Origin of the sequence: Bacillus sp. JJ1532 (assembly GCF_036965085.1) — a bacterium.
In the GTDB taxonomy this organism is placed as follows: domain Bacteria; phylum Bacillota; class Bacilli; order Bacillales; family Cytobacillaceae; genus Cytobacillus.
Genome location: NZ_JBALOW010000031.1, coordinates 1 through 17,786, shown reverse-complemented (window position 1 = coordinate 17,786; position 17,786 = coordinate 1). Strand labels below are relative to the sequence as shown.

14 protein-coding genes and 1 pseudogene are annotated in these 17,786 nt (G+C 37.5%); 8 read left to right on the top strand and 7 right to left on the bottom strand.

The features are described from left to right. The first annotated feature begins 2 nt into the window (after positions 1 to 2). The 6 genes and pseudogenes from V7122_RS11980 to V7122_RS11955 form a co-directional block, all read left to right on the top strand. Complete coding sequence (locus V7122_RS11980) at positions 3 to 1,073, top strand: M24 family metallopeptidase (protein WP_335526922.1); 1,071 nt, start codon at positions 3 to 5, stop codon at positions 1,071 to 1,073. A gap of 213 nt (positions 1,074 to 1,286) precedes the next feature. Further along, positions 1,287 to 2,288 (top strand): ABC transporter ATP-binding protein, encoded by a 1,002-nt coding sequence (locus V7122_RS11975; protein WP_335526920.1) that lies wholly within the window; start codon positions 1,287 to 1,289, stop codon positions 2,286 to 2,288. A 60-nt stretch (positions 2,289 to 2,348) separates the two neighbouring features. Then, a complete protein-coding gene (locus tag V7122_RS11970) occupies positions 2,349 to 3,323 on the top strand; it encodes an ABC transporter ATP-binding protein (protein ID WP_335526918.1) in 975 nt (324 codons plus the stop codon). 407 nt (positions 3,324 to 3,730) lie between these two features. Next, positions 3,731 to 4,303: a chromate transporter gene (locus V7122_RS11965; RefSeq protein ID WP_335526915.1), complete on the top strand. Its 573-nt coding sequence runs from the start codon at positions 3,731 to 3,733 to the stop codon at positions 4,301 to 4,303. Next, positions 4,303 to 4,836 (top strand): chromate transporter, encoded by a 534-nt coding sequence (locus V7122_RS11960; protein ID WP_335526913.1) that lies wholly within the window; start codon positions 4,303 to 4,305, stop codon positions 4,834 to 4,836. The genes V7122_RS11965 and V7122_RS11960 overlap by 1 nt, the downstream gene beginning before the upstream one ends. 169 nt (positions 4,837 to 5,005) lie before the next feature. Continuing rightward, positions 5,006 to 5,283, top strand: a pseudogene (locus tag V7122_RS11955) (transposase); the annotation flags it as partial. Positions 5,284 to 5,606: 323 nt separating this feature from the next. Here V7122_RS11955 and V7122_RS11950 read toward each other — a convergent pair. Further along, positions 5,607 to 7,649 (bottom strand): prolyl oligopeptidase family serine peptidase, encoded by a 2,043-nt coding sequence (locus V7122_RS11950; RefSeq protein ID WP_335526911.1) that lies wholly within the window; start codon positions 7,647 to 7,649, stop codon positions 5,607 to 5,609. 581 nt (positions 7,650 to 8,230) lie between these two features. Further along, the gene (locus tag V7122_RS11945) at positions 8,231 to 9,925 is read right to left on the bottom strand and encodes a peptide ABC transporter substrate-binding protein (protein WP_335526909.1); all 1,695 of its coding nucleotides are present in this window, start codon (positions 9,923 to 9,925) and stop codon (positions 8,231 to 8,233) included. Between the two features lie 279 nt (positions 9,926 to 10,204). Between V7122_RS11945 and V7122_RS11940 the strand changes: the two genes are divergently transcribed. After that, positions 10,205 to 11,284, top strand: a complete 1,080-nt coding sequence (locus tag V7122_RS11940; RefSeq protein WP_335347774.1) for a M24 family metallopeptidase — start codon at positions 10,205 to 10,207, stop codon at positions 11,282 to 11,284. Between the two features lie 45 nt (positions 11,285 to 11,329). Continuing rightward, the gene (locus V7122_RS11935; RefSeq protein ID WP_335526908.1) at positions 11,330 to 12,436 is read left to right on the top strand and encodes a M24 family metallopeptidase; all 1,107 of its coding nucleotides are present in this window, start codon (positions 11,330 to 11,332) and stop codon (positions 12,434 to 12,436) included. Positions 12,437 to 12,490: 54 nt separating this feature from the next. On the opposite strand, the gene V7122_RS11930 is transcribed toward V7122_RS11935, so the two are convergent. The 5 genes from V7122_RS11930 to V7122_RS11910 all read right to left on the bottom strand — a co-directional run bounded on the left by V7122_RS11930 (position 12,491) and on the right by V7122_RS11910 (position 17,254). Further along, on the bottom strand, positions 12,491 to 13,207 hold the full coding sequence (locus V7122_RS11930) for an ABC transporter ATP-binding protein (protein WP_335347772.1): 717 nt from the start codon (positions 13,205 to 13,207) through the stop codon (positions 12,491 to 12,493). Beyond that, complete coding sequence (locus tag V7122_RS11925) at positions 13,204 to 13,974, bottom strand: ABC transporter ATP-binding protein (RefSeq protein WP_335483134.1); 771 nt, start codon at positions 13,972 to 13,974, stop codon at positions 13,204 to 13,206. The genes V7122_RS11930 and V7122_RS11925 overlap by 4 nt, the downstream gene beginning before the upstream one ends. Before the next feature lie 30 nt (positions 13,975 to 14,004). Continuing rightward, entirely contained in the window at positions 14,005 to 14,982 is a 978-nt protein-coding gene (locus V7122_RS11920; RefSeq protein WP_335483132.1) for a branched-chain amino acid ABC transporter permease, read from the bottom strand. A 2-nt stretch (positions 14,983 to 14,984) separates the two neighbouring features. After that, positions 14,985 to 15,890, bottom strand: coding sequence for a branched-chain amino acid ABC transporter permease (locus V7122_RS11915; RefSeq protein ID WP_335483130.1), 906 nt, complete (start codon positions 15,888 to 15,890; stop codon positions 14,985 to 14,987). A 206-nt stretch (positions 15,891 to 16,096) separates the two neighbouring features. Beyond that, the gene (locus V7122_RS11910) at positions 16,097 to 17,254 is read right to left on the bottom strand and encodes a branched-chain amino acid ABC transporter substrate-binding protein (RefSeq protein ID WP_335483128.1); all 1,158 of its coding nucleotides are present in this window, start codon (positions 17,252 to 17,254) and stop codon (positions 16,097 to 16,099) included. Positions 17,255 to 17,786: the final 532 nt, after the last annotated feature.

Sequence of the window (17,786 nt, the reverse complement as noted above, 5' to 3'; positions counted from 1 at the left end):
GAATGACGTTAATATCTTCCATACAAAAAAAATTGAGAGAAAATGATGTAGATGCAATACTGATTACGAATGCGCTGAATCGACGTTATGTTAGTGGGTTCACTGGTTCTGCGGGAATTGTCATTATTACAACAACAGATGCCATTTTTATGACGGATTTCCGTTATGAAAATCAAGCATATGAACAAGTAAAAGGCTTTGAAATTATAACGTACAAACAGTCAGATGCCATGTATAACAATGTCATTCGAAAAATAGATCAATTAAATATTAATAGATTAGCGATTGAATCAGATGATCTGAACTATGAAAAATTCATCATGCTATCAGAAAAAGTGAATGCAACATTAGTCCCGATAAGTGCATTTTTAAGTGAATTTCGTGCCATTAAAACACCAGAAGAAATTGCTAAGTTGAAAAAGGCAGCAGAAATAACAGAAAAAGCGTTTGTCGAAATTTGTGAATTTATTCGTCCTGGTCTAAGCGAATTAGAAGTGGCAAATCAACTTAACTTTATTTTAAGAAGAGAAGGCGGAGACATGGACGGGCGACAAATGACGGTTGCTTCAGGATACCGCTCGGCACTTCCACATGGAAGACCTAGTAACAAAATCATCCAAGATAATGAAATGATTATTTTAGATTTCGGTGCGCTCTACCAAGGGTATCACTCTGATATTACAAGAACGATTGCGATCGGGAATCCACCTGAGGAGTTAAAAAAGATCCATGGCATTGTATTAGAAGCATTAACATATAGTAAAGAAAATATTAAAGTGGGCATGAGTGGGAAAGAAGTAGATGCTTTGGCTAGAGATTATATTCATGAAAAAGGATATGGAGAATATTTTGGCCATGGTGGTGGTCATGGATTAGGGTTAGCTATTCATGAAAATCCATTTTTCTCATTAACTTCCGACCATATACTTCAAGAAAACATGGTAATTACCATTGAGCCAGGTATTTACATTACTAATCTTGGAGGCGTTCGTATTGAAGATAATCTCATTATTAAAAAAGATACAGCCCATGAGAACATTACGAACTCCCCAAGGAATTTAGTGTTTTTTTAGACAAGTAATTGGGCTGTAACAGATTCCCCTAAAATTAAAATACGGTATCTTTCAAAATAAGTATATTAATTTTGAGTTAAATAATATGTTCAAGGAGATAAGGATTCATTGCATCTGTAATAAGCTATAGAGGGTTTGTGGACTTTCAGTAGCTCCTCCAGCTTATACTAAACTGGAAAAGCAATAGGTCATCCGATAGAAAGTAGGGATTAGATGAATCAAAGTTTACTAGAAGTAGAAAATTTAACAACTACATTTTCTACTTCTAAAGGTGATGTAACAGCAATAAACAATATTTCTTTGAAAGTTGACCGCGGAGAAACAGTTTGTATCGTAGGTGAGTCGGGCTGTGGGAAAAGCATGACCGTTCTATCCATTTTGGGCCTACTACCTAAAAACGGAAAAATAGCTGCAGGAAAAGTTAAATTTCAAGGTAAAGAATTGAACACATTATCCAAAGAGCAAATGAGAGAAATTAGAGGAAAGGAAATATCGATGATATTTCAAGAACCGATGACGGCACTTAATCCAGTGTTTACGATCGGTTTTCAACTTAGAGAGTCGTTAATGATACACACTAGGATGACTAAAAAGCAGGCAAACGAACGCGCTATTGAACTTTTAGACAAAGTAGGTATACCTTCTTCCAAAAAAAGACTAGAACAGTATCCACATGAACTAAGTGGTGGTATGAGGCAGCGTGTAATGATCGCGATGGCGCTAGCTAGTAATCCTGCACTATTGTTAGCAGATGAGCCGACGACCGCACTTGATGTAACCATTCAAGCACAAATCCTAGGTTTAATTCAAGATTTGAAAGATCAATATAATATGGGATTGCTGCTGATCACTCATGATATGGGAGTAGTTGCCGAAATCGCCGATCGTGTCATTATAATGTATGCCGGGAAAATCGTGGAAGAAGGGACGGTAGAGGAGATTTTTACATCCCCAAAACACCCTTATACCGAAGGACTATTAAAATCAGTTCCCGATGTAGACAATCCTGATTTTAAACTCCAACCAATACCTGGAACATTACCTAATATATCGGATGAAATACCAGGATGTCGGTTTCATCCACGTTGTAAATATGCGATGGATATATGTAAAAAGAAAGATCCTATTTCGTTTACATTTAGTCCAGATCATTTTACAAAATGTTGGTTATACGAGAAGGATAATCAAAGTGATGTTCATAAGTCCATTTCTTAACTTAGTGAAATAAAGGTTAAGATGGACATCCTCCTTTAATGAATAGGAAAGGGTGGCAGTATGGAGAAAGAAGAGAAAGTATTAGTTTCATTAAGAAACGTTAAAAAGTATTACCCAGTTAAAAAGAAGACATTATCTTTTGAAAAGGAATATGTAAAAGCAGTAAACGGGGTAACTTTGGATATAATTGAAGGCGAAACAATGGGAGTGGTTGGTGAATCCGGATGTGGAAAATCAACTCTTGGTAGAACAATCATTCAATTAGAGGAAATAACAGATGGCGCTGTTTTCTTTAATGGGGAAAACATTCATGAAAAATCAAACGCAGAATTTAAGAAATTAAGAAAAGATATGCAAATGATTTTTCAGGATCCATTCTCTTCACTAAATCCAAGACAAAAAATTGGCAATGCATTAAGAGAACCAATGGATATTTATCATCAATATTCTAAGAAAGAAAGACAGGAAAAAGTCATAGAATTATTGAAAGAAGTAGGATTGAAGGAAGAGTATGCAAATAGATATTCCCATGAATTTAGCGGAGGGCAAAGACAACGTGTCGTTATTGGAAGAGCCATTGCGTTAAACCCTAAATTTATTGTCTGTGATGAGCCTGTGTCCGCACTAGATGTTTCCATTCAAGCGCAAATTATTCAACTACTTCAAGATCTGCAAGAGAAACATAATTTAACATATATGTTCATTTCTCACGACCTCGGAGTAGTTCGCTATATATGTGATCGTGTTCTAGTCATGTATAGGGGGAATATGGCAGAATTAGCACCAGTAAAACAATTATACGAAAACCCTAAACATCCATATACCAAAATTCTTTTATCCGCAATTCCACGTGTCAATTTAGATAAGAGAAGACAAAAGGTAGTGGAAAAAGAGAATAGTTTAGACCTTTCCACTTCTTCCAACGGATGTGTATTTGCACCCCGTTGTCCTTTAGTAACCTCAAAATGTAAGGAAGTGGAACCAGAGTGGAGAGAACTGGAACCAGGGCATTTTGTTGCATGTCATGAAGTGTAGTGAAGTGAGCAAGTACAAAATATCCAAAACTATGGCAATTGAAACCCAGATCCTGCAGAAGAACGCTATAAAACTCGAGTCGTCTCCATGGCCGTTCCGGCTCCTTTATATACGAGAAAAGTACAGACGATAATAACGATCAACAGAGCAAAAGTGGATAATAGCCGGCTTCAATGCTGCGGCAGACGTGCAGTAATGATGTCAACAGCAATGTGCTCCTTCATCCGCAAAACATCCGCTCCAGCGTAAGCGTCTAATAATCCCCACCTGTGCACCTGTGCATACGAATGGGGATTCGATTAATATTTAGGTAACTTGTTAAATGCAATATTTTGCGGGGCAGCGAATCAGAGACAGATGGTGTTGTAGCAGCATGGTAAAACTTTAAAATTAGAGGGTGTTTTTATATGAACCACTGGCATCTCTTTTTAGCTTTTTTCCGTTCGGGTATGCTTGGATATGGAGGTGGCCCATCTTCCATTCCCCTTGTTCATAAAGAGGTAGTTGAGCGTTATAAATGGGTTAATGATGAGGAATTTGGGGATATTCTCGCACTGGGAAATACCTTACCAGGACCGATTAATACTAAAATGGCAGGTTATATTGGATATCGTGTGGCTGGTCTGCTAGGCATGTTAAATGCTATCCTGTCATCGATTTTGCCTACTATTCTATTAATGGTTGTTTTACTCACTTCCTTAGCTACCTTTAAGGACTTACCTTGGGTAGCAGGGATGACAAGAGCGGTAGTACCGGTAGTCGGTGTTATGCTAGCTGTGTTGACATGGGACTTTTTCAATAAATCAAAAAAGAAAATGGGCTGGGGGAAAAGTATAGGCCTTGTTGCTTTTAGTTTGGTGATTATTCAGTATTTAGGCATTCACCCCGGTATTGTGATTACAGGCATATTAGTATATTCCCTTACAAGAAAAGATAGAGTCGTACATGAACAGAAGCTCCCTAAGAGGGGGATTAGTTAATGATTTACTGGCAAATTTTTTTAGCTTTTTTCATCCCCGGAATTTTGGGGTATGGAGGGGGACCTGCTTCAATCCCCCTCGTTGAACATGAGGTCGTAGACAAATACGGATGGCTCACTGTGAATGAGTTTGGGGAAGTACTGGCAATTGGAAATGCACTTCCCGGACCTATTGCAACCAAAATGGCCGGCTACATAGGCTATATGGAAGGAGGTATCCTTGGATCCATAGTCGGCGTATTCGCAACTGTGGCACCTTCACTCATATTAATGATTGTTCTACTACAAATATTGTATAAACATAAAGAATCTCCAAAAGTTCAGGCATTGACCAACTTGATTAAACCCACAATCTCTGTTCTTCTTGGAGTAATGACATACCAGTTCTTCCGAAACTCTTTTTTGGATGCTGGCTGGATTCACACTTTATTGCTAATTGCTGTAAGCTTTATCCTATTGGAAAAGCTTAAAATTAGTCCTGCTTTTATTATTGTAGGGGCGTTGTGTTATGGGGCTATTTTTTTGAGTTACTAAATAACTTTATAGATACAAAATAAACTAGATTAATTGGTAATGAAAAAACAAAGCGCTTACAGTGATAAGCGCTTTGTTCAGACTGTAGACAAACTCGATAAAATCGAGTTTGCCTACAGTCTTTTTTCATTTACAATATTTAATAAGAGATATCTAAAGGTGATGGATTATGATGAAGAGAAACAATAATACTGAAAGAGACCAATTAGAAGTGATCGCTATTGACCAACTAGTACCACAAGATCATTTGGTACGTAAAATTGAATCAGCTATTGATTTCTCTTCATTTATCCATTGGTTGAAAATCTCTATTCAACAGTTGGCCGTCCGAGTATTGATCCTGTTGTGCTGATTAAAATGACTTTTATTCAAAATATATTTGGTATTCGTTCTATGAGTCAAACAATTAAAGAAATTGAAACGATCGTGGAATATGATCGATATTTTTTTCTATGAAAAATAAAAATTTTAAACTTAAGTGGACATTGATTCCGTTATTTTTTATAAATGTTTCTAATTTAAGGGCTAAGCGGACACAAGGTACGCTATATACGAAAAAACATAAGGAAATCACTACTTTAATACAAAATAAAGGAACCTATGTCCTCAAACATAAGGAATTTCCTTATTTTGTAGCATATAACGGAACTGGTGTCCGCGCTAAACTTATAATGAAATGTAAATCGAGGCTGGATTCATATCCACGCCTCGATTTTATAGTTTCCAAATTGAAGGTCCTCAAGATTGCTATATATCTTCCTTTGTCATTCTTAAACCCCCAAATGATTAAACAAAAATGCATAAATATCAGTATGCTCACCAATAATTTTTTCAACCGGTTTTCCTAATCCATGTCCAGCCCCTTTTTCAATTCTCAATAATATTGGGTTAGATGAGTCTGGATTGGCCACCTGCAATGCAGCTGTGAATTTCCGTGCATGTGCAGGAACGACACGGTCATCTGAATCGGCAGTTGTAATTAAAATAGGAGGGTATTGGAAACCTTCCTGAATATTATGCAATGGCGAATAGGCATACAAAACTTCAAACTCTTCACGTGTACCTTCTGGATCTCCAAATTCCGTCACCCAAAATCTGCCCACTGTAAACTTTTGGAACCTAAGCATATCTAAAACAGGCACATTACAAATAATTGCACCAAAAAGTTCTGGACGCTGAATCATACAAGTAGCTACGAGCAATCCTCCATTGCTGCCTCCCATGATCGCTAATTTTTCAGAGGTTGTGTAGCCCTCAGAGAGGAGGTATTCTCCCGCGGCGATAAAATCATCGAATACATTTTGCTTCTTTTCCTTCATGCCAGCTTCATGCCAAGCAAGTCCATATTCGCCCCCGCCGCGAATGTTTGCAACAGCGTAAATGCCGCCATTCTCAAGCCATAATAAATTGGAAGCCGAGAATGAAGGAGTTAAGGAGATATGATATCCACCATAACCGTAAAGAAGAACTGGATTTTGTCCATCTCGTTTCATTCCCTTTTTATAAGTTAAAAACATCGGCACTTTTGTACCGTCTTTAGATTGATAGAAGACCTGCTCCGTTTTGTAATCGGAAAGATCAAGTTGAAGAGAAGGTGTAAATATAGTCTCTACTTGACCGATTTCAAAGCTATATTTATAAATGGAAGTTTGCGATAGATAAGATGTGTAGCTAAAATAAAGCTCGTTCCCTTCCTTTTTTCCACCAATCTCAACGATTGTTCCTAATTCCGGCAGAGGTATTTCCTTTACAAACTCACCTGACAGAGTGAAAAGCTTTAATACATATGAAGCATGGCGAATGTAAGAAACGACTAAATGCCCTCCAACCATTTTAATAGTAGAAATGGAATCATCGGTCTCAGGAATAACTTCAGTCCAATTCTCACTCTCTGGAGCATCTATTGAAAAACTAATGATTTTCCCGTTTGGAGCTTCTTTATCTGTGAAAAAGTATAATTGCGTATCTTCTATGCCAATGTAGGAATAGAGGGCATCTCCGTTTTGTAATAGCCACTTAAACTCGCTGTTTGGCACGGTTAAATCTTTATAAAGATATCTGCTTAAATGTTCGGTGCCTCTGCCTGCATAAAGCATTAGATAAGAGTTGTCACTTGTGATCGTAGGATAGAACACCATTTGTTCATCTTCTGGGTATTCAAATACAACCTCATCTGCCGTTTGCTCTGTATTTAATGTATGCCAATACACTTTATTAAAATGATTTTCGTCATTTAATTCATTTTGTGCTTCTGGGTAACGGTTATAATAGAAACCTTTCCCGTCCTCCGACCAAGCAATACTAGAAAACTTGCACCACAAAATCTTTTCGCGATAATGCTCTATAGTTTCTAAATTTAATATTTTAAATTCCTGCCAATCGCTCCCCTTTTCAGAAAGAGCATAAGCGAGCAGCTTTCCATCTGAATGAAATGAAAGATTTGTAATTGCGATTGTCCCATCATCAGCTAAAGAATTAACATCAAGAATGACTTCCTCTGTTTCTTCAACTGCCTTTAAATCTTTCGCACGGTAAAGAGTAGGCTGGTTACTCGAACCGCTATTTTTTAAATAATAATAGAAATCTCCATGTTTTTTCGGAACAAAATATTTCGGATAATTCCATAGATCCTTCAATCTATCATGAATTTTATTCCTTTCTGGGATTTCCTCGATATACTGAATCGTAGCGGCCATCTGTTTTGCGTCCCATTCCTTCGTTTCTTCCAGCTCAGAATTCTCTAACCAGCGGAAAGGGTCCTTAACAATCGTGCCGTGAAAATTTTCTTCTATTTCGGTTTTTATTGTATTCATTAATGAAGCCTCCATTTTAATTAGATCATGTACAAAAAATGCAATTCACATGCCAATCCAATTTTAATAGGTTAGTAATAAGCTTTAGATAAAAATTTAATAAAGCTCATTTCTCTAAGCGATGATTTAGAACTTATAAGTTTTTTAAAAAATATTTTGAATCATTAAATGAATTTTTTCAGTTTTGGCACAAAAATTGCAATAAATACAATAACGTCATTTATCTTTATTGAATACGTGTTTGTATGTACACCCTATAAAAAACCAATTTCAATCGCTCATCTGTTTAATATTGATATATACCCCCTATCTTTTTTTTTGAAAGGCATACTATATAAATGTATGCCTCTTTTTTTGTTATTGCGGGGGAAATAGAAGTTCTGGATGTAATGAATAACAAGCGCAAAAATATAAGCGCTTTGTTCTTTGATCCAACTATTCTCCTATCATATACGTCTATTTATTGCTGTAAGTTGAATTCGGTTGGGCAAACCTTTTTCATTTGAAAACAGCTGAAGAAAAATTTTTTTCTTCAGCTGCTTTATTTTGCGGGAATTATCGGACAGTCCGTTTAGTTCACATTATTTTCCTTCAATATACGTCCACTTATAGCTGTACGTTGTATTTGGAAGGGTGACGAATCCTTTAACATATGGTTTTAAAAGGTATGCTTCACTTGCTTGATACATCGGTGAAATAACTACATCTTTTTCAATTAGGATTTGTTCAGCATCTTGGAGATTGTTAAATCTCTCTTCAATATTAGTAAAGTCTACCTGAGCCTTTTTCACTAGCTTGTCATAATCAGCACTTACATAGCTTTGCCAGTTGTATGGACCGTCTGAAAGGTGAATTGACATAAAATCAGTTGGATCGGCAATCCCGCTGCGCCAGCCGGAATGGCTCATATCATATTCCTGTTTGCCTTCTAACGCAAGCTTTTGTTTATTAGGCTGTTGGTTGATATTGAGAGTTAATCCCGGTAGGTTCTTTTCGAGTTGGTTCTTAATATATTCTGCTACGGATTTGCGCTGGCCATCATCATAGCTTAAAAATTCTAGTTCAACTTTATCAGTGCCGAGCTCTTCTAGCCCTTTTTGCCAATATTCTTGTGCTTTTTCTATTCCTTCATCGTTAAAGTTTCCGTGTTTGCTCCTGAAATCACTTCCATCTGTAACGGTTACCATTTTTTCAGGAATTAAGTAGTAAGCAGGGATAGAGCCGTTTTTAAGAATCAATTCTGCGGCTTCTTTCTTATTCCAGCCCATATCGATTGCTTTTCGGATATTAACATTGCTTAAATATTTGTTTTGAAGGTTAAAGCGGATAAAATACATTTCCCTTTTTATTATAGATTGAAGATCTGGATTGCCTTGGTAAAGATCAACAAATTCTGATGACAAGTTTGTCATGTCGACAGAACCAGAATCGTACAGATTTACACCAGTAGAAACATCTTTTACAACTTTGAAATTAATTGTTTCAATCTTTACATTACCTGCATCCCAGTAGGCAGGATTTTTCTTAAGCACCCATCCTTCTTCATGTTTCCAAGAATCAAGAATAAAGGGGCCATTATAAATTAAGTATTCTGGTTCTAATGCATAATTGTCGCCTTGCGAATTCAAAAACTCTTCATTTTGCGGGTAGAAAAGAGTATTGTTTAACGTATCTAGAAAATAAGGAATCGCATGTTCTAATTGAACTTCAAGTGTAAAGTCATCAATCGCTTTTACCCCTAGTTCTTCTACCTTACCATAAAGTTCATGGTCATTATTTTGGATTGCTACTGCGTTCACGATACTGTCCATTTCATAGGAGTGGGGTGAAAGGGTGTCTGGATGGAGTGCTCTCTGCCAGGCGAATACAAAATCATGAGCTGATACTTGTGTACCATTGCTCCATTTTGCATCATCCCGTAAATGAAAAGTGTATGTTTTACCATCGTTGCTAACTTCATGATCCTTCGCTATTCCAGGTACGAGTTTTTGGTCTTGGTCCTCTCGGTACAGACCTTCATAAAGATTTAACATCATCGTGCCTGAAATACCATCGATCACTCCATTTGTTTTTAGTGTAGGAATTTCATTCGCTGCATACAAATTTAACGATTGGTCTTCTACATCAGAAGTAGAAGGCTGATTATTCTCAGTTCCTTTTGTTTCTGGTGTTGATGATGGCTTGCTTGTTTCATTGCTTTTTCCATAGCAGCCTGTGAGGGCTAAAACGATAAGAAGAGAAAGAATGACAGTTATTGCAGTTTTTAGTTTTAACAAAATAGACTCCTCCTTTTTAGAATATTCAAAAATATATTGCAAGAATTGTGCCAGTACATAAGTCCTTTAATTGATTAGTATATTTTGAAAATTGTAAGCAATTCATTTAACTGTGTTTAAAAAGTTATACATAAGTTGTCAAAAAATTTTGAATGTGTAAAAAATACTAAAACTTAATCAGAAAAACAAACCTATTAAATTTAACATTACTTGCGTTTTTTTATGGCACAAAAATTGCATTAATATTTAATTGAATCTAAAACTTGAGGGGGAAAAAGTGTGCATAAAATTAATAGACTCCGAGAGAAGTTTAATGAATTAGGTGTAGATGGAATGATGATCGTTCATCCAGTGAACAGATTGTACATGTCTGGTTTTACTGGAAGCAATGGGGTACTTCTTATTACTGAAACAGAAACAAAGCTTATTACCGATTATCGCTATTTTGAACAGGCTCAAAATCAAGCAAAGGACTTTGAAGTTGTTTTGCACGCAGGGCATACAGGCCATAAAGGGAAAATCTTTGAAGAAGTTGTTGTCCAAGCGAATGAAATGAAGATTAGTAAGCTTGGTTTTGAGCAAGAGCATTTATCTTATGGGCTATTTAGCAGAAATGAAAAATTATTCTCCGCAGAACTAGTGCCAACTTTTGAAGCAGTCGAGAAGATTCGTATGATTAAAACGGAAGACGAAATCAAGAAATTGCGTGTTGCCGCGGATATTACTGACAAAGCGTATTTACATATTCTAAATATTATCCGGGCTGGTATGTCTGAGCTAGATGTAGCAGAAGAACTTGGAGCATTTATTAAAAAACATGGCGGCACAACTACATCATTTTCTCCAATTGTTGCATCCGGATATCGCTCCTCTTTGCCACATGGACGTGCAAGTGATAAAATTATTGAAAAAGGCGATATGATTACAATTGATTTTGGGGCCAATTACGAAGGCTATTGGGCCGATATTTCTAGGGTTGTTGCAATTGGAGAGCCGGTACCTGAATTAAGAAACCTTCATGATGTTGTGCTGACTTCATTCGAAAATTGCGTTGCTCATTTACGTCCGGGGCTGACTGACAAAGAGGTCGACTATTTAATGCGTGAAAATATTATTAAGCACGGGTTTAATGAACAATCAGGAACTGGCACAGGTCATGGAATTGGGATAGAGGTTCATGAAGCCCCGTTATTCTCTGTATTAAAAGACAAAGTATTAGAGGAAAACATGGTAATAACCGTCGAGCCTGGAATTTATTTAAAAGGCTTAGGCGGAGCGAGGGTAGAGGATGTTATCCTAATTACCGAAAATGGTCGAGAAGTATTAACCCCATCAACGAAGGAGCTAGTCATTTTATAGCCCTAAGCTGTGTGAAATAATATAAAATGTAAGGGATGACAACTTATGCAAGAACAATATCAAAGTAGATTGAATGAGTTAAAGAAATACTTAGAAAATCAAAATGTCGATGTAGCGATCATTAAAGATCCAAAAAATGTTTTCTATTATACAGGTTTCAATTCTGATCCTCACGAAAGATTTATGGCTTTAGTCATGGATCTTAATAAGGCAGATCAATATTTATTTGTTCCTGCCTTAGATCGGGAAATTGCAGAAAATGATTCTTTTGTAAAGAGGATTGTAACGATTTCTGATGAAGTAAATCCATATAAAGTATTAAAAGACACGATTGGTGAAAGTGTTAATACAATTGGCTTAGAAACAAAAGTTATTTCTTTATATCATCATGAACAGCTCAATCTCTTTTTCTCTGATTTAAACTATAAAAATATTGGAGATTTTATTTCCCAGCAAAGAATGAAAAAGTCTCAAGAGGAATGCAGCAAGATTCAGACTGCCATTCATGTGATTGAAAAAGTAATGGCTGAAGGAATTAAGAAGGTCAAAGCTGGTATGACAGAGCAAGACTTTACGGCAGAATTAGAGTTTCTTATGAGAAAGTTTGGAGCAGCGGGTCCTTCATTTTCAACGATTGTTTTATCAGGAGAAAAAGCATCCTTACCACATGGAAGTCCAGATCAGAAAACGATCAATCAAGGAGACTTTTTACTGATTGATATGGGTGTTATTGTGGATGGCTATTGCTCTGACATTACTCGAACATTTGTCATTGGTGAGGAAACTGCGAAACAGAGAGAAATTTATGATATTGTTCGAAAATCCACAGAAGCAGGCGTAAATGCTTGTAAAGCGGGTATTCGAATTGGGGAAATTGATATTGCTGCCCGCAATGTAATTAAAGAAGCTGGCTATGGGGAATATTTTAATAACCGTGTAGGACATGGTTTGGGGATCGATGTGCATGAAGAGCCTTCAGTCCATGAAAACAATGATTTAATCGTAGAAAGCGGGCTCCTATTTACGATTGAGCCAGGCATTTATATTCCGGGATATGGCGGAGTACGGATTGAGGAAAATGTTTATATTGATGAAGCTGGCAATGGAAAGCTATTAACTTCATTTCCAACAGAATTGATTCGTATTGGCTAAGTTTCAAAGCAAAAAACCAGCACAGTGCTGGTTTTTTTGTTTTAAAGATCCATCTCAAGCTCCCAAATACGCTTTAATAATTTTATCATCCTCGCGTAAAACCTCTGCCGTATCATGCATAACAATATTCCCAATTTCAATTAAATAGCCTCTATTGGCAAGACGAAGAGCAGCTTTTGCATTTTGCTCAATTAATAGAATGGTCGTTCCTTGCTTGTTAATCTCCTGGATAATTCTCATAATCTCTTGAACGATAATGGGAGCAAGCCCCATCGATGGCTCATCAAGCATCAACAGCTTTGGATTTCCCATTAGACCGCGGCTGATTGCAACCATCTGCTGCTCGCCTCCGCTGAGTGTGCCTGCTAACTGCTTAGATCGTTCCTTTAATCGTGGAAACAGGTCAAAAGATCGTTCAATTCCTTCTTTTATCCATTTCTTATCCTTTCTATATGTAAAGGCGCCTAGCTCTAAATTCTCTGTAACGGTGAGGCCGCCAAAGATCCGTCTTCCTTCAGGGACATGAATAATTCCTGATTCGACAATTTTATGCGGCTGAACCCCGACAATACTCTGACTATTCCATTCGATATTACCTGATTTTGGCTTAATCAATCCGGATATCGTTTTAAGGGTCGTACTTTTGCCTGCTCCATTGCTTCCTAGCAAAGCAACAATTTCCCCTTCATTAATTTCCAAATTTATATTATTTAGTGCATGAATTTTCCCATAGTAAGAATTTACGTCCGTCAGTTTTAGTAGAGGCTTCAAACGACTTCCTCCTTGCCCAGGTATGCTTCAATGACCTTTTCGTTATTCAGCACTTCCTCAGGGGTGCCTTCTGCAATTTTACAACCATAATCAATAACCGTAATATGTTCGGAGATTTGTTTAATCAATGCCATATCATGCTCAATCATTAAAACCGTAATATTAAATTCGTCGCGAACTCTTCTAATCAGCTGAATTAAATATTGCTTTTCTTCAAAGTTTAGCCCTGCAGCCGGCTCATCTAATAACAATATTTTTGGTTGGGTGGCCAATGCTCGGGCAATCTCTAAATAGCGTTGGGCTCCATATGGGAGGTTCTTTGCAGATCTTTTCATATATTTGGTGATCCCTGCAAATTCAATGCAATCCATGGCAACCTGTTCTATTAATCTTTCTTCTTCTTTTTGGCTTTTTGTTTGAAACAAGGCACCCCAAACGGCCTGCTTCGTACGGCAGTGCATTCCAGACTTTACATTATCCAACACAGATAAGTTTGGAAACAAACGAAGGTTCTGAAATGTCCGGGCCATTCCTAAAGCCGTTATTTGACTAGGTTTTTTATTGATTAAGCTTGTCCCGTCCAAATTAATTTCTCCGCTGGTCGGACGGTAAAAACCAGTAATCATATTAAATACTGAAGTTTTTCCAGCTCCGTTCGGTCCGATAATACTGGATATAGAGTTTTTTTCAACAGTAAAGGATAAATCATTTACGGCAAGTAATCCTCCAAACTGAAGCTTTAAGTTCTTTACGGTTAATAAAGACATTCAATGGGCCCCCTCTCTTTCGAAGTAGAATTAAATAGATATGGTGTGTTTTGGGTCATTCGTTTTTTCATCATCGTCTATATCGGCCACATCCTCGGTTCCGTTTTTAGATGGCCATATTCCTTGCGGACGGAAGATCATCATAGCCACTAAGGAAACCCCGAATATTAAATAGCGCCAATCGTCTGCACCACGCAGAACCTCTGGAAGAACGATGACTAGTACAGCACCAATCACAACACCTGGAATACTTCCAAGTCCTCCTAATACAACGGCAAGAAGAATCATAACTGATTGTAAAAAGCTAAAGCTTAAAGGGGCGATTGCACTCATTTTGACAGCGAAGATAGAACCGGCAAAGCTTCCGATAACGGCTCCAGAAGCATACGAAAGCAATTTCAGCCGAATTCGATTAATCCCCATAGCTTCTGCGGCATCCTCATCCTCCCGAATATAAATCCATGCCCGTCCGATCCTTGAACGCCCTAATCTGTAAACAGCAATGATGGAGAGGATGGCGACAACTAATATTAAATAATAAAAGTCCTTTTGTGATGACAAAATATAGCTGCCAATGGCTGGCCGAGGAATACCATAAATTCCAGAAGCTGACCCGGTAATTTCCAAATTGGTAGCTAATATTTTTACAATCTCACCGAACCCGAGGGTAACGATGGCTAAATAATCACTTCTTAATCGGAGAGTCGGAGTTCCAACAACGACACCTGCGATAACTGCGCAAAGGAACGCTACAGGAAGCGTCAGCCAGAAGGACCAATGATAAGTGGTCATTAGTATGGCAGTTGTATAAGCTCCAACAGCAAAAAACGCGGCATAGCCTAAATCCAGCAGGCCAGTATATCCGACTACTATATTCAATCCTTGCGTTAGAACAACATAAAAAAGTACAAGGGTTAAGACATCTAACCAATAACTATTCAGAAAAAATGGAAGAACGAATAAGGCGATGATGGCCAGCAAAAGGGATTGTTTCTTATACTTTTTCATCACTACATCCTCTCCATTTCTTTTGCTCCCAGTATGCCTGTAGGCTTAAATACTAAGAATAGGATGAGAATTCCAAAGGCAAGTACATCTTTCCACGATCCGCCGAGGTAAAAGGTGCCGAAAGCTTCGATAATCCCAAGAACTAGACCTCCAAGCATGGCGCCTGTTATATTTCCAATTCCACCTAGAACTGCTGCTGTAAAGGCTTTAAGGCCAATGATAAATCCCATCATAAAGTTAATCGTTCCGTAGTAGACGCCTGACATGATTCCGGCTCCGGCAGCCAAGAATGCACCAATAAAAAATGTAAGGGCAATGATTCGATGTACGTTAACGCCCATTAAGCTGCAAGCTGTTTGATCTAAAGCAATGGCACGCATCGCCTTACCGTAAATGGTTTTATCAATAAATAAGCGAAGACCAATCATCAATAGTGCAGAAAGTACAATCATCCCTATCTGAGCAAAAGAGATTTGCGCTCCTAAAAACTGAAGTCCATCATTTGGCAGTTTAATAGGGTATACCTTGTAAGAAGCACCCCATCCGATCATAGATGTATATTCCAGTGATAAGGACACACCAATTGCTGTAATTAAGATTGACAGCCTAGGGGCAAGCAACAGCGGCCGATAGGCAATTCTCTCAATACCCATCCCTAGCAGTCCAACAATTGCCATCGTAGCAATGAAAACAATGCCAATACCTAATATTCCGGTATTAAACCCGCCATCACCCGTAAATAAAGAGAGAAGGGTAAACCCGATAAAGGCACCTATCATATAAAGATCGCCATGGGCGAAATTTAGCAGCTTAATAATTCCATATACCATCGTATATCCTAGAGCAACTAAGCTATAAAAGGCACCTATTACCAATCCATCAATTAGTATTTGTAAGAATATATCCATTATTATTCCGACTCTCCTCTGTGCGTAAATTTGGCGGATGTCTGAAGTGAATTTGGTGCTGTCCCACAAGGGGCGACCTTAACAATGCTTAACGTATAACGATAGACATTTAATTGTCGGCCCCTGTTATGTATAAGACAGCCCAATGCATATAAGAGGAATATGAAACGCTTGACCTAAAGTTTATACGTTCCAGTGATTTTTACTTATTTTTCCAAAGTGAAATCTCCACTTACTACTTTCATTACATGGTAGTTCGATTGATTTAGAGAGTTTTGGTCATTGAATTCAATCACTTGGCCGATGCCTTCGAAGGCTTTCGTTTCCTTTAGTGCTTTTCTTACATCTTCGCTATTTGTTGAGTTGGCTCTCTTTAATGCATCAGCTAATAGATTCATTCCGTTATAAGATAAAGCTGAGAATGGACCAGGTGATAAGTCGTTGTACTTACTCTTATATTCTTTAACAAACTCATCGGCTCCAGGAATAAAGTTCGCCGTAGGAGTAGCTGTTACTAATAAGCCATCTGCATTATTAGCTCCGGCGATATCGATAATATCTGGTGAATAGCTGCCATCTCCAACCATGAAAGATCCGGAAACGCCTTTTTCCTTAAATTGCTTGAGCATTAGACCGCCAGCTGCATAATAGCCGGTAAAAAAAGTACCATCAGGGTTTAGCGATTTTAGCTTAGTCATTAATGAGCCAAAATCTTTTTCTTCAGGATTAATAGCTTCGAAGCCAATGACCTTACCGCCATTTTCTTCAACAGATTTCTGAGCAAAATCAGCTAAGTTTTTTGCGTAAGCTGAGTTATCATGAATGATGACAATGTTATTAGCACCTTTGTCCTTGAAATAGTCAGCCCCTGTTTTGGCCTGATCAGGAACTAAACCATTAATTAGAAATAGGCCCTCATAGCCCTGTGCTGGTAATTCTGATGAATTAGCTGCTGCAACAATCATAGGGATTTTGGCGTTATTGAAAACACCTGATGCTGGCAATGTAGATCCAGAACAATATCCTCCAACAACTGCAGTTACTTTCATGGAAACAAGCTTATTCGCAGCTGTTGTGGCCATTTGAGGATCACAGGCATCGTCAGCCACTTCAAGCTTTAATTTTTTTCCATTAACTCCGCCATCATTATTTATTTTCTCTGCTGCCATTTGCATAGCGTTTAACATGTCTTTTCCGTCAGTTGCATTATTTCCTGTTACCGGCAAGAGGACACCAACTAAAATTTCTTCGGAATTGCTTTTTCCTCCACCAGAACTGCCTTCACTAGAACAGGCACTTAGGAAAATAGAGAGGACGAGCAATAGACCGATTGCTATCATGGAATACTTTTTCAAATGAAACACCCCTTTTATTTTTTTCTTTTCCAACTGATTTTTGGCTAAATGATTTTACAAATAAGGATAGAAACGAACTTTCACCTCCTTTAAAACTAGTTTCTTACTTCAAAGAAAAGGGAAAGCTTACTGCTCATTTGTGTGAGGAATGCTAAGAAGTTATGATTTAGCCCTTTCTTTACTACTTCGATGATGTGTGTGAGGAATTGTGAATGATAGAAAAACTAGTGTATGTCTGAAAGTATATAATCTTCGGAAAATAATTACTAGTATAAATTTTGTTAAAGCGTGACTTTCTTAGTACATCTATATCGTTTTATGCCATTGGATTTGTCAAAGATTATAGACACTTTATAGGGAATTAGTGATAAAATTTTACTTTTTTATATCATATTGTCAAATAATTCAGACATCGATTGGCGGAATGTGTAAAAAAAATTTTACAATGAAATTTAACAAAAATTTTCTTATAAAAGTAATATTGGTTGTTTAATATTCAGCAGTTTTTAATTTACCACGTATGCTGCCGATTGTTATTAAT

Bases quoted from the DNA above. Each gene is read 5' to 3' on its own strand.
- V7122_RS11965 (WP_335526915.1), top strand. From the start codon at position 3,731: ATGAACCACTGGCATCTCTTTTTAGCTTTTTTCCGTTCGGGTATGCTT.
- V7122_RS11935 (WP_335526908.1), top strand. From the start codon at position 11,330: ATGCAAGAACAATATCAAAGTAGATTGAATGAGTTAAAGAAATACTTA.
- V7122_RS11915 (WP_335483130.1), bottom strand. From the start codon at position 15,890: ATGGATATATTCTTACAAATACTAATTGATGGATTGGTAATAGGTGCC.
- V7122_RS11960 (WP_335526913.1), top strand. From the start codon at position 4,303: ATGATTTACTGGCAAATTTTTTTAGCTTTTTTCATCCCCGGAATTTTG.
- V7122_RS11920 (WP_335483132.1), bottom strand. From the start codon at position 14,982: ATGAAAAAGTATAAGAAACAATCCCTTTTGCTGGCCATCATCGCCTTA.
- V7122_RS11925 (WP_335483134.1), bottom strand. From the start codon at position 13,974: ATGTCTTTATTAACCGTAAAGAACTTAAAGCTTCAGTTTGGAGGATTA.
- V7122_RS11970 (WP_335526918.1), top strand. From the start codon at position 2,349: ATGGAGAAAGAAGAGAAAGTATTAGTTTCATTAAGAAACGTTAAAAAG.
- V7122_RS11975 (WP_335526920.1), top strand. From the start codon at position 1,287: ATGAATCAAAGTTTACTAGAAGTAGAAAATTTAACAACTACATTTTCT.
- V7122_RS11980 (WP_335526922.1), top strand. From the start codon at position 3: ATGACGTTAATATCTTCCATACAAAAAAAATTGAGAGAAAATGATGTA.
- V7122_RS11950 (WP_335526911.1), bottom strand. From the start codon at position 7,649: ATGAATACAATAAAAACCGAAATAGAAGAAAATTTTCACGGCACGATT.